We start from the raw sequence: 12,744 nt of genomic DNA, 5'->3' as shown, positions 1-12,744 counted from the left end.
GAATTCATCGCCGATTATTCCAACGGCGAGGATGGTTCGTTCTACTTCATGGAGATGAACACGCGCCTGCAGGTCGAGCATCCGGTGACCGAGATGATCACCGGCCAGGACCTGGTCGAATGGCAGCTGCGCGTCGCGGCGGGCGAAGCGTTNCCGCTGACGCAGGACCAGCTGCGCATCGACGGCCACGCGCTGGAAGCGCGTATCTATGCCGAGAATCCCGACAAGCAGTTCCTGCCGTCCACCGGCACGCTGCGCTTCCTGCGCACGCCCCCGGCGGTGCAGTTCATGCGCGGCGGCGGGGCTGACGGCAACCCGCACGGCCCGGCCGGCGTGCGCATCGACGCCGGCGTGCGCGAGGGCGACACCATCAGCCCGTTCTACGACCCGATGATCGCCAAGCTGATCGTCTGGGGCAGGGACCGCGACGAGGCGCTGGCGCGCATGCGCCAGGCGCTGGCGGCGTACCACGTGGTGGGGCTGTCGACCAACGTGGCTTTCCTGCAGCGGCTGGTGAAGTCGGAAGCGTTCCGCACCGCCGACCTCGACACCGGGCTGATCGCGCGCAACGAGGCGGTCCTGTTCCCGCCGCCCGCGCCGGTCGGCATGGAACCGATCGCGCTGGCGGTGGCGGCGCTGCTGGCGCGTGAGAACCAGCAGCGCCGCATCGATGCCGCCGACCAGCACTCGCCGTGGACCCACGCTGGCGCGTGGCGGCTGAACGGCGGTGCGTCGCGCCGGCTGCGCTTCGGCCATGGCGAGCAGGTGCTCGACGTGACCCTGGACAGCAACGAACGCGGCAGCACGCTTAGCTATGCCGACCAGGCCGCGCCCTTCGCCTATACCTGCCAGGGGGACGAGATCCGCCTCAACCTCGGCACGCGGCGCGCGCACGGCCAGGTCCACCTGGATGGCGACGAGTGCCACGTGTTCCATGGCGGCCGCCACGCCACGCTGACGTGGCTCGATCCGCTCGCGCATGCCGGCGAGGCCGAAGGCGAGGGCGGCAAGCTGACCGCGCCGATGCCGGGCAAGGTCATCGCCGTGATGGTCGAGGCCGGCAGCACGGTCGCGCGCGGCACGCCGCTGCTGGTGATGGAGGCGATGAAGATGGAGCACACCATCTGCGCCCCCGCCGACGGTGTCGTCAGCGAAGTGCTCTACGGCATTGGCGAGCAGGTTGCCGAAGGCGCGCAACTGCTCGCTTTCAGTGACTGACGGCGCCGGGTCGGTGCTATCCTGCTGCCTCGAATCCATTGGGCCGAGGCCGGGAGGACGGTATGACCATGACGCTTTACTACAACCCGCAGAGCCGCGCGTCGGTGGCGCGCTGGATGCTGGAGGAGGTTGGCGCCGACTACGCGTTGCAGCACATCGATATCGCCAAGGGGGAAAGCCGGGCGCCGGCTTTCCTGGCGATCAATCCGATGGGCAAGATCCCCACGCTGGTGCTGGACGACGGCACCGTACTGACCGAGAACGGCGCGATCATCGCCTGGCTCGCCGATGCCTATCCGCAAGCCGGACTGATGCCGCCGCCGGGCTCGTCCGCGCGCGGCACGGTGCTGCGCTGGCTGTTCTTCTGCGGCAGCTGCTTCGAGCCCGCGCTGACCGACCGCATGATGCGCGCACAGGCGCCGCTGCCCCGGCAGACTGTAGGCTGGGGCGACTATGACGAGGTCATCGACACCATCGAGAAAGCCCTGTCACCGGGTCCCTTCGTGCTGGGCGACAGCTTCAGCGCCGCGGACGTCTACCTGGGCGCGTCGCTGGCATGGGCGGGGCAGTTCGGTGCGCCGCGCATCCGCGAAAGCCGCCGCATCCAGGACTATGTCGAGCGCATCACCGCGCGCGACGCCTTCGTCCGCGCGGCCAAAGCCTAGTGAAGCCGGCGTGCCTTCGGGCGCGGCTTGCCGGCGGGCTGCCCGTCGATGTGACGCCGCCACGGCCTGCATTGCCCCCCGGAGTGTGAGACATTGGAGTCCCGGCCAACGGCGCCGGTCGCAACGGCACGCTGGCCCACCCGGCGCCGGATGTCCGGCGCCGTGTCTTCAAGGAGACGCAACATGCCTGGCAAGAACACGATCTGCCTGTGGTACGACCGCGATGCGCTGGAGGCGGCAAACTTCTACGCCAAGACTTTTCCGGACAGCGCGGTCGGCGCCGTGATGCGCGCACCGGGCGACTATCCGGACGGCAAGGAGGGCGATGTGCTGACGGTCGAGTTCACCGTCGCCGGCATCCCATGTGTCGGCTTGAACGGAGGCCCGCACTTCAAGCACAGCGAGGCCTTCTCGTTCCAGATCGCGACCGACGACCAGGCCGAGACCGACCGGCTGTGGGACGCCATCGTCAGCAACGGCGGCCAGGAAAGCGAGTGCGGCTGGTGCAAGGACCGCTGGGGCCTGTCATGGCAGATCACGCCACGCGCGCTGCTGGCGGCGATCACCGACCCCGACCGGGCCGCCGCCAAGCGCGCGTTCGATGCGATGATGACGATGCGCAAGATCGACATTGCCACAATCGAGGCGGCAAGGCGGGGCGCAGCGCCGGGTTGACCCGGCAGGCGCGCGGCGTCGCGATCGGCGTCGGCCAGCATCTCGACAGCATTTCCATTCTCGATCCTGCAGCATCGTGGCACTCCAGCAAGGCTTCATTCTGACCCGGCACTGGCGCGATACGCCAGGCGGGACCGAAGTCGAATTCTGGCTGGCAACCGACGACGGGCCGCGTCGGCTGCGGCTGGCCGCGCAGCCGTCGGTCGCCTTTGTGCCGGCGGTGCAGCGCGAGCGTGCCGAGGCGCTGTTGTCGCGCGAGCGCGGGGTCGAGCTGCGCCCGCTGGCGCTACGCGATTTCCAGCTTAGGCCGGTGCTGGGCCTGTACTGCGCCCAGCACCGGCAGCTGATCCAGCTGGCCAGGTCGCTGCGCGAGGCGGGCGTGGACGTATATGAAGCCGATATCCGCCCGCCGGAGCGCTATCTGATGGAGCGCTTCATCACCGCGCCGGTGTGGTTCGACGGCGAGCCGGATGGCGCCGGCGCGCTGCGCAACGCGCAGATGAAGCCGTCGGCCGACTACCGGCCCGCGCTGCGGCTGGTGTCGCTCGATATCGAAACCAGCGCGGCCGGCGAGCTCTATTCGATCGCGCTCCAGGGCTGCGGCCAGCGCCAGGTTTACGTGCTGGGGCCGGCGCCGCACACGCCCGCGGACGTCGATTTTTCGCTCGGCTACTGCGCCACCCGGCGCGAATTGCTGGAGCGCCTGAACCGGTGGCTGGCCGAGCACGATCCCGATGCGATCATTGGCTGGAACCTGGTGCAGTTCGACCTGCGCGTGTTGCAGGAGCAGGCGCGCCAGTTCCAGGTGCCGCTGCGGCTGGGGCGGGGCGGCGCGGAAATGGAATGGCGCGAGCACAACGTGCAGCAGCACTTCTTCGCCAGTGCGCCCGGGCGCCTGATCATCGACGGCATCGAGGCGCTGCGCTCCGCCACCTGGAACTTTCCGTCGTTCAGCCTCGAAGCGGTGGCGCAGGCGCTGCTCGGCGAGGGCAAGGCGATCGACAATCCGTATGACCGCATGGACGCCATCGAGCGCATGTTCGCCCATGACAAGCCGGCGCTGGCACGCTACAACCTGCGGGATTGCGAGCTGGTGACGCGCATCTTCGACAAGACCGAGCTGTTGCCGTTCCTGCTCGAGCGCGCCACCGTCACGGGCTTGCCGGCCGACCGCAGCGGCGGCTCGGTGGCGGCCTTTACGCATCTCTACATGCCGCTGATGCACCGCCAGGGCCTGGTCGCGCCCAATCTGGGCGAGCAGGCACCCGAGGCCAGCCCGGGCGGCTTTGTCATGGACTCGCGCCCCGGTTTGTATGAATCCGTGCTGGTGCTGGACTACAAGAGCCTGTACCCGTCGATCATCCGCACCTTCCTGATCGATCCGGTTGGCCTGGTCGAAGGGCTGGCGCATCCGGACGATGCCGATGCGGTGCCGGGCTTCCGCGGAGCGCGTTTTTCGCGGACCAAACACTGCCTGCCGGCCATCGTGGCACGCGTGTGGCAAGGCCGAGAGGCCGCCAAGCGCGATGGCAACAAGCCGCTGGCGCAGGCGCTCAAGATCATCATGAACGCGTTCTACGGCGTGCTCGGCTCCAGCAGCTGCCGCTTCTTCGACGCGCGGCTGGCGTCGTCGATCACCATGCGCGGGCACGAAATCATGCGGCAGACCCGCGCGCTGATCGAGGCGCGCGGCTACGAGGTGATCTACGGCGACACCGACTCCACCTTCGTCTGGCTGCGCCGCGCCCGCACCGAGGCCGACGCCACGCAGATCGGGCGCAGCCTGGTCGCCTACGTCAACGACTGGTGGCGCGACCACCTGTGGCAGGTCTATGGGCTGGAGAGCGCGCTGGAACTGCAGTTCGAGACGCACTTCCGGCGCTTCCTGATGCCGACCATCCGCGGCGCCGACCTGGGCAGCAAGAAGCGCTATGCCGGCCAGGTCGAGCGGCCGGACGGCACCTGCGAGATGGTATTCAAGGGCCTGGAGACGGTGCGCACCGACTGGTCGCCGCTGGCGCAGCGCTTCCAGCAGACGCTCTACGAAAAGGTCTTCAACCGCGAGCCGTATGCGGACTATGTGCGCGACATCGTGCGCCGCACGCTGGCCGGGGAACTGGACCAGGAACTGGTCTACCGCAAGCGGCTGCGGCGCCGGCTCGACGATTACCAGCGCAACGTGCCGCCGCATGTGCGCGCCGCACGCATCGCCGACGACTATAACGCGCGCCACGGGCGTCCGCGCCAGTATCAGCAGGGCGGCTGGATCAGCTATGTGATGACGGTTGCCGGGCCCGAGCCGCTGGAGGTCCGCACCGCACCGATCGACTACGGCCACTACGTGACAAGACAGCTCCAGCCGATCGCCGATGCCATCCTGCCATTCCTGGACGATAGCTTCGAGACGTTGCTGTCGGGCCAGATGGCGCTGTTTCCGCAGTAGCCAAGGCTGTGGTTCCCGCACGGCTGGTGCCTCAAATTGAGACACCTGGCTGGAAGCGAAACAGCACCGCTTTAGGTGAAAACCATGGCGCAGCTGTCACAGGCTTGAAAACAGGGTAGGGCTCACATAAAGTTCCCTTCCACCGGGCGCCCCCAGGTCGTAGCCCGAGTAGAGCAACAGCGTGGAGACAAAGGGATGAGGCATGCGGTGGATGGCCCGGCACGTGACGTGCAAATTGCGCGGCGCAACTTTTTCGACGGCAAACTGATTCCGCCCGGCGCGGTGCCCGAGCTGGTAGCCCGCTCGTGGGAGCGCGCCGCCAATTCGGGGCTCCGGCCAGAGGATCGTGCGTTGTACAGCAACTTCGTCACGCATGGCCAGCTGCAGCGGCTCGAGGCCGAGCACCAGGTGTTGATCGAAGCCGCCGGCGCCGACATGGAGATCCTGGCGCGCGCGTTCCCAGCGCAGCACTGGCTGGTGTTCTGTACCAACGCGGCAGGCATGATCGTCAGCGCCGGCAACCGTCCGGCCGCGGCGCCCGCCGGCGCGGCCGCAATCCGTGGTGGCAAGCAGGTGTGCGAAGCCGCGCTCGGCACCAATGCTCCCGGCTGCGTGCTGCGCGAAGGGGGCGTGCCGGTGGAGATCAGGCGTGGCGAGCATTACCTGAACGAGCTCGTCGACGTGGTCTGCGCGGCGGCACCGATCTACGACTGCAACGACCGGCTGATCGGCGTGCTCGATGTCACCGGCTTCGGCGTGGACTTGCCCGCCTACGCGCTCAGCCGCGTGCAGGCTGCAGCGATGTCGATCGAGAACCGCCTTTACGCAAGGCTGCCGGCCCGCCGCATCGTGCATCTGCACCACGACCATCGCATGCTCCATACGCCGGCCGAGGGCATCATCGCCATTTCCGACGACGACGTGATCATCGCCGCCAACCGTGCCGCCCGGCAAATGCTTGGGCTGCGCTCCGGTAGCGGCGAGGGCATCGATTTGCGCGACGTTTTTGCCGGCGGCCTGCATGGCGGCACGGGACCCTCCCTGGGCTCGCTGAGCGCGCGCAGCGGGGAGCGTTTCTTCGTCTCGCTGGAGCAGCACGCGCGACGCCACCGCAGCGCTGCGGCAAAGGCCGCCGGCGGCGCCGACTGCCTGATTGCCGACGCCACCCTCGCGCGCGCCTTCGACAAGGCCGTGACCGTCATCGGCGAGCAGGTGCCGGTGATCCTGCTGGGCGAGACCGGCACCGGCAAGAGCCTGCTGGCGCGCGCGCTGCATGACGCCAGCCGCCCGGGCTGCGCCTTTGTCGCGCTGGACTGTTCGTCGATTCCCGAAAGCCTGGCCGAGGCAGAGCTGTTCGGCTACGCCGACGGTGCGTTCACCGGCAGCCGCAAGGGCGGCAGCATCGGCAAGATCGAGCAGGCCAACCATGGCACGCTGTTCCTCGACGAGATCGGCGATATGCCGCTGCCGCTGCAGACGCGACTGCTGAGCGTGTTGCAGGAGCGCAGCCTGACGCGCGTCGGTGGCAGCAAGCCGGTGCCGGTCGATATTTCGGTTATCTGCGCCACCCACCGCAACCTGGACGAACTGGTGCGCCAGGGTAGCTTCCGCCAGGACCTGTTCTACCGCCTGAGCGGCATGTCGGTGCGCATGCCGGCGCTGCGCGAGCGCACCGACTTGCCCGAACTGATCGACGCCATGATGCAGTCGCTGGCGCGCGGCCGCCCGAAGCGGCTGGAAGCCGATGTGATGGCGGTGCTGATGGCGCATCAATGGCCGGGTAACATCCGTGAACTGCAACAGGTGCTGCGTGCCGCGATGGCGCTGTCCGGCGGCAGTGAGCTGGTCCAACGCGAACACTTCGACGAGGGCTGGCTGACGGTGGCAGCGAGCGGCGCTCCGTCTGCCGGCGTTGTTCCTGCCAGGCCCGAGACGCAGTCGACCATGCTGGCCGACATGCAGAGCGAGCTGATCCACCGCACGCTGGCGGCCCTTGGCGGCAACCGCTCGCAGGCCGCGCGCGCGCTCGGCATCTCGCGCGCGACCTTGTACCGCAAGCTGGCGCGCAGCAAGTCCGCCTGAGCCACGGCGCCGTTGCGCATCTGACCCCGCAGCCTGTGCAAGGCTGCGGGGTCTTTCTTTGCATGGCGTGCCAACGCGGTGTCGCAGCTGTACCGAGACACTGCCTCAGACTGCTACAGGTACGCGCTTCACGCGCGCCCGCACAGCGGATGGAAGTTGCGGGAAGACGGCCATTATGCGTCTTGCCGGCGCCGTGACGGAGTGCGGGCACGGCCTTTGCGTCCAGGGAGCCGAGCGCGCGGCAAGAGCCGCGCGTACGGACCAAACGGACCAAAGGGACCAAAGGAGACAAAGCACATGGCAAGCAACGCAGCACTGCTGATAGGCGGAAAACTGGTCGGGGGCACGGCTCGCCTGGATGTCATCAACCCTGCCACCGGCCACGTATTCACCACCGTGTCGTGCGCCACGGAACGCGAGGCGCGCGACGCGGTAGCCGCCGCCAAGGCCGCGCAGCCGGGCTGGGCCGCATCGGGCCTGCCGGCACGGCGCGCCTTGCTGCTGCGCTTCGCGGACGAAATCGGCGCCAATGCCGAAGAGCTGGCAGCGTCGCTGGTGCTGGAACAGGGCAAGCCGCTTGCGGAGGCGCATCAGGAGCTGGCGTTCGCGCAAGCCTTCGTCCGGCATCTGGCCGGACTCGAGCTACCGGTCGCGGTGGTGCAGGACGACGCCACCCATCGCATCGAAATCCATCACAAGCCGCTGGGCGTGGTGGCGGCGATTGCCGCATGGAATTTCCCGCTGCTGATTGCGGCCTACAAGATCGCGCCCGCGCTGCTGATGGGCAACACGGTCGTGCTCAAGCCCGCGCCGACCACGCCGCTGACTACCCTGCGGCTGGGTGCGCTGGCCCAGGACATCTTCCCGCCGGGCGTGCTCAATGTGATCACCGACCGCAACGACCTCGGGGCTTTCCTGACCGCGCACCCGGACGTGGCCAAGGTGTCCTTCACCGGCTCCACCGCAACCGGCAAGAAGGTGATGGAAAGCGCCGGTCCGCGGCTCAAGCGCATCACGCTGGAGCTGGGCGGGAACGACGGCGCCATCGTGCTCGACGATGCCAGGGTGGCGGACATCGCAGCAAAGATCTTCGCCAGCGCCTTCTACAATTGCGGCCAGGTGTGCCTGGCGCTCAAGCGCCTGTACGTGCACGCCTCGATCCATGACGAGCTGTGCGAGGCGCTGGCCGACCTGGCCAGTAAAGCGGTGGTCGGCAATGGCGCGGAGCCTGGCGTTGCCATCGGACCGCTGCAGAACGCCATGCAGTTCGACAAGGCGGGCCGCTTCCTGGCCGCCGCCCGTCGCGATGGCAAGATCCTGACGGGTGGCGCCGCGCTGCGTGGCGACGGTTATTTTGTCGCGCCCACCATTGTGCGCGACCTGCCCGACGACAACGAAGTGGTGGCCGAAGAGCAGTTCGCGCCCATCCTGCCGGTGCTGAAGTACCACGATATCGACGAGGCCGTGGCGCGCGTCAACGCCTCGCCTTACGGCCTGGGCGGTTCGGTATGGTCGTCCGACCCGCAGCGCGCCTGCGCGGTCGCGCGGCGGCTCGATGTCGGTACCGCGTGGGTCAACCAGCATCTGCATTTCGGTCCGCATATCCCGCTGGTGGGCGCGAAGGAGTCCGGCCTGGGCGTGGAGTTCGCGGCCGAGGGCCTGGCCGAGTATGCGCAACTGAGCGTGATCAATATCGCGCGCCAGCAGGCGGGCTGAACCGCTTAGCCCCTTACCCTCTTAGTCGCGTACCCGCTTACCCGCTTGCCTGCTTACCCGCCGCCCGCGGGCGGCAGGGCCAGCTCGCCGTGCCGGAGCACGGCAAATCAAATACAAGAAATGGAGGAGACATGAAGAAGCTACGGACGGCATGCCGCCCGGGGATGCGCTCGGCCCTGCGCCGCAGCGCTGCTGGCGCGGCGCTGCTGCTGGGCGCGGCGCCGGCGCTGGCGATCGACGTGGATGCGGGCGACTACACCGCACTGCCGGCAGGCACCAACCTTGGCCTGCTGTACTACCAGCACGCCGAGCGCGACAAGGTCTACGCCGGTGGCAATCGCATCGCCGGCGGCAACCTGGATTCCGATATCGGCATCGTGCGCTACGTGCGCTTCATGGAGATCGGCGGCTACACCGTCGACCCGCAATTCCTGCTGCCGTTCGGCAAGCTGCGTGCGACCGATAACCTGAGCGCGCTTGGCAGCGCCAGCGGCGTGGGCGACCTGATACTGACCGCCACGGTGTGGCTGGTGAACCAGCCGGAAAAGAAGCGCTACTTTGGCATCACGCCCTTCCTGTTCGTGCCGGTGGGCAGCTACGACAAGGACCAGCCGCTGAACCTGGGCGAGCATCGCTGGAAGTTCGCGCTGCAGGCGGGCTATATCACGCCGCTGGTCGACAGGTTCACGCTGGACCTGGTCGCCGACGTGACCTTCTTCGGCAGCAATGACAAATTCGGCCCGAGCGCTGCCACGCTGCGGCAGGATCCGCTGGTCCAGGGGCAGGCATGGCTGCGCTACCACCTGACCGACAGCTTCGACATCCGCGGCGGGCTGTCCTACGCGGCCGGCGGCGAAAGCAAGGTGAACGGCGTATCGCGCAACGACCACACCAATACGTCCAAATTCTCAGTGGGCATGGCGTGGTTCCCTACGCCTGCCGTCCAGGTGCTTGGCACCTATGGACGCGACATCACGGTACGCAATGGCCCGCTGGAGAGCAGCCGTTTCAATCTTCGTTTGCTCAAGGTTTTCTGAACACGCCCGGAACGGAAAGAGAGAGGAGAACAATATGACAGTACGCAAACAAGCCGGTGCGGGCGCGCACGGGCGCACTCGGGCAGCGGTCGCACTGGCGCTGCTGACACTGCCGTCCGCGGGCGCGCTGGCAGCGGATGCAACGGCTGGCAGCCAGGCGAGGCCGCTTGCCGCGCAGCAGATCCGCGCCGCCACCCTGCGCATCGATGGCGCGGCGATTCGCGCCAATGAGGCCAGCACCGCAAACTGGCCTACCTACGGGCTCGACTACGCGGAAACGCGTTTCAGCAAGCTCGACCAGATCCACAGCGGCAACGTGGCAAAGCTGGGCCTGGCGTGGTCCTATGACCTCGAATCGACGCGCGGCGTCGAGGCCACGCCGCTGGTGGTGGACGGCGTGATGTATGTCACGGCGCCGTGGAGCGTGGTCCACGCCATCGACGCACGCACCGGCAGGAAGCTGTGGACCTACGATCCCAAAGTGCCGCGCGAGATGGCCTACAAGGGCTGCTGCGACGTCGTCAACCGCGGCGTCGCGCTGCACAAGGGGAAGGTGTACGTCGGCGCCTTCGACGGCAGGCTGATCGCCATCGACGCCGCCACCGGCAAGAAGGTCTGGGAGCAGGACACCATCGTCGACCGCAGCCATTCCTACACCATCACCGGCGCGCCGCGCGTGTACAAGGGCAAGGTCATCATCGGCAACGGCGGCGCCGAATATGGCGCACGCGGCTATATCACCGCCTATGATGCCGAAACCGGGGCGCAGCAGTGGCGCTGGTTCACGGTGCCGGGCGACCCCTCGAAGCCGTTCGAGAACGACGCCATGGCGCGCGCCGCCGGCACCTGGGATCCGGCCGGCAAGTACTGGGTCAACGGCGGCGGCGGCACGGTGTGGAACACCATGGCCTTCGATCCCGAGCTCAACCTGATGTACATCGGCACCGGCAACGCCGGTCCCTGGAGCCGCAAGGTGCGCAGCCCCAAGGGTGGCGACAACCTCTACGTGGCCTCGGTGGTGGCACTCAACCCCGACACCGGCGACTATGTCTGGCACTACCAGGAAACGCCGGGGGACAACTGGGACTACACCTCGACCCAGGACATCATCCTGGCCGACCTGAAAATCGACGGCCGGCCACGCAAGGTGCTGCTGCATGCGCCCAAGAACGGCTTCTTCTTCGTGATCGACCGCACCGACGGCAAGTTCATCTCGGCCAGGAACTTCGTCGACGTCAACTGGGCATCTGGCTATGACAAGAACGGACGTCCGATCGAGACGCCGCAGGCGGACACTTCCGGCAAGCCGGTGGACGCCATACCGGGACCGTTCGGCGCGCACAACTGGCATGCCATGTCTTACAACCCGCGCCTGCGGCTGGCTTATATCCCGGCGCAGCATGTGCCGCTGACGCTGGCCGACAACAAGCACTGGGTGCATAACCAGAAGGACTCGCCGGAGGCGCACCGCGGAGTGGGCTGGAACCTCGGCATGTTGGTCAATGCCGAGCCGCCGAAAAGCAAGCCGATGGGGCGGCTGATCGCCTGGGACCCGGTCCGGCAGAAGGCGGTCTGGCAGCAGGACTACGCCGCGCCGTGGAACGGCGGCACGCTGACCACGGCCGGAGACCTGGTGTTCCAGGGCACCGCCGACGGCCGCTTCGTCGCCTACCATGCGGCGACCGGCGAGAAGCTGTGGGAGACCCCAACCGGCACCGGAGTGGTGGCGCCGCCGGTCACGTACATCGTGGACGGCAAGCAATACGTGTCGATCGCGGTGGGCTGGGGCGGTGTGTTCGGCCTGAGCGCTCGCGCCACCGACCGCAAGGCCCCCGGCACGGTCTACACCTTTGCCATCGGCGGCAAGGCCAAGGCCCCGGCCTCCGCGCCGTATCCGATGGCCGAGCTGCTGCAGGGCGTGAAGTACGACCCCGCCCATGTACAGGAAGGGCAGAAGCTGTACGTCAATAACTGTGTGTTCTGCCATGGCGTGCCGGGTGTCGACAAGGGCGGCAATATTCCCAACCTCGCTTACGTGGGCTCTGGCCTGATCCAGAACCTGGACAAGATCGTGTTCAACGGTCCTTACGTCGGCCAGGGCATGCCGGATTTCACCGGTAAGCTGAGCGCCGAAGACGTGGTCAAGATCCAGGCCTTCATCCAGGGTACGGCCGATGCGGTGCGGCCGAAGAAACTGGCGGACTGAGATTCTGCCGCCGTTCAGGTGAAGGCGGGTCGAATCCGACAGCCTGCCTCCAGGCGATATGGATCTCGCCTGGGGGCAGCGCAACTGAGGGGTGACAAAAGAGCCTCTTTTAGTCGCGTCGGATAAAACACTTGCAAGGCAGGCATCCAGGCATTAAGATTCGCCCCCTCGTTCGCAAGGCATCGCGCAACGGGTAAGGAGGGGGCGCAAGAATTGACTCGAAAGAGGGCGCCCGGCGCAATAAAGAATTTTTCGAAATCAGTTGCTTAATCGAAAAAATTTCTTTAAAGTCTCGATCCTTCGCTGCAGACAACGCAGCGCGCTGAACGGCAAAGCCGGGAAGCGAAGTTCTTTAACAAACAAACAACCGATAAGTGTGGGCGCTTGATAGCGGATGCGAAAGACTTCGGTCTTTTAGCTTAAAAGTTATACAGTGCTCGCACAGCAAAACGTGACCGGGTCTTCGGATCTGGTCAGTCAGTTTTCTGAGAGTGAGCGACCGCTCGAAAGAGCGAGGGTCTTCGGACCCACACAGAGATTGAACTGAAGAGTTTGATCCTGGCTCAGATTGAACGCTGGCGGCATGCCTTACACATGCAAGTCGAACGGCAGCGCGGGCTTCGGCCTGGCGGCGAGTGGCGAACGGGTGAGTAATACATCGGAACGTGCCCTGTCGTGGGGGATAACTAGTCGAAAGATTAG

General features: G+C 66.8%; 8 protein-coding genes and 1 rRNA gene. All 9 read left to right on the top strand.

Annotated features, from left to right (window positions below):
- On the top strand, positions 1–1,218 hold a 1,218-nt coding region (locus A3AG_RS0100890), incomplete at its 5' end, for a biotin/lipoyl-containing protein (protein WP_018003734.1).
- A 62-nt stretch (positions 1,219–1,280) separates the two neighbouring features.
- Entirely contained in the window at positions 1,281–1,883 is a 603-nt protein-coding gene (locus tag A3AG_RS0100885; protein WP_018003733.1) for a glutathione S-transferase family protein, read from the top strand.
- Positions 1,884–2,066: 183 nt separating this feature from the next.
- Positions 2,067–2,558, top strand: a complete 492-nt coding sequence (locus A3AG_RS0100880; protein ID WP_018003732.1) for a VOC family protein — start codon at positions 2,067–2,069, stop codon at positions 2,556–2,558.
- 76 nt (positions 2,559–2,634) lie between these two features.
- Positions 2,635–5,001, top strand: a complete 2,367-nt coding sequence (locus tag A3AG_RS0100875; protein WP_018003731.1) for a DNA polymerase II — start codon at positions 2,635–2,637, stop codon at positions 4,999–5,001.
- A 195-nt stretch (positions 5,002–5,196) separates the two neighbouring features.
- A complete protein-coding gene (locus A3AG_RS0100870; RefSeq protein WP_018003730.1) occupies positions 5,197–7,083 on the top strand; it encodes a sigma-54-dependent Fis family transcriptional regulator in 1,887 nt (628 codons plus the stop codon).
- Positions 7,084–7,380: 297 nt separating this feature from the next.
- Positions 7,381–8,799 (top strand): aldehyde dehydrogenase family protein, encoded by a 1,419-nt coding sequence (locus A3AG_RS0100865; protein ID WP_018003729.1) that lies wholly within the window; start codon positions 7,381–7,383, stop codon positions 8,797–8,799.
- Positions 8,800–8,930: 131 nt separating this feature from the next.
- On the top strand, positions 8,931–9,836 hold the full coding sequence (locus A3AG_RS0100860; RefSeq protein WP_115678338.1) for a transporter: 906 nt from the start codon (positions 8,931–8,933) through the stop codon (positions 9,834–9,836).
- A gap of 34 nt (positions 9,837–9,870) precedes the next feature.
- On the top strand, positions 9,871–12,042 hold the full coding sequence (locus A3AG_RS0100855; RefSeq protein ID WP_018003727.1) for a PQQ-dependent dehydrogenase, methanol/ethanol family: 2,172 nt from the start codon (positions 9,871–9,873) through the stop codon (positions 12,040–12,042).
- Between the two features lie 540 nt (positions 12,043–12,582).
- Positions 12,583–12,744 (top strand): 16S ribosomal RNA (locus A3AG_RS31100); the annotation flags it as partial.

The organism is Cupriavidus neocaledonicus (assembly GCF_000372525.1).
GTDB classification, from domain to species: Bacteria; Pseudomonadota; Gammaproteobacteria; order Burkholderiales; family Burkholderiaceae; genus Cupriavidus; species Cupriavidus neocaledonicus.
This window is presented reverse-complemented; position numbering and strand designations above follow the sequence as displayed.

Bases quoted from the DNA above. Each gene is read 5' to 3' on its own strand.
- A3AG_RS0100885 (WP_018003733.1), top strand. From the start codon at position 1,281: ATGACCATGACGCTTTACTACAACCCGCAGAGCCGCGCGTCGGTGGCG.
- A3AG_RS0100880 (WP_018003732.1), top strand. From the start codon at position 2,067: ATGCCTGGCAAGAACACGATCTGCCTGTGGTACGACCGCGATGCGCTG.
- A3AG_RS0100870 (WP_018003730.1), top strand. From the start codon at position 5,197: ATGAGGCATGCGGTGGATGGCCCGGCACGTGACGTGCAAATTGCGCGG.
- A3AG_RS0100865 (WP_018003729.1), top strand. From the start codon at position 7,381: ATGGCAAGCAACGCAGCACTGCTGATAGGCGGAAAACTGGTCGGGGGC.
- A3AG_RS0100860 (WP_115678338.1), top strand. From the start codon at position 8,931: ATGAAGAAGCTACGGACGGCATGCCGCCCGGGGATGCGCTCGGCCCTG.
- A3AG_RS0100855 (WP_018003727.1), top strand. From the start codon at position 9,871: ATGACAGTACGCAAACAAGCCGGTGCGGGCGCGCACGGGCGCACTCGG.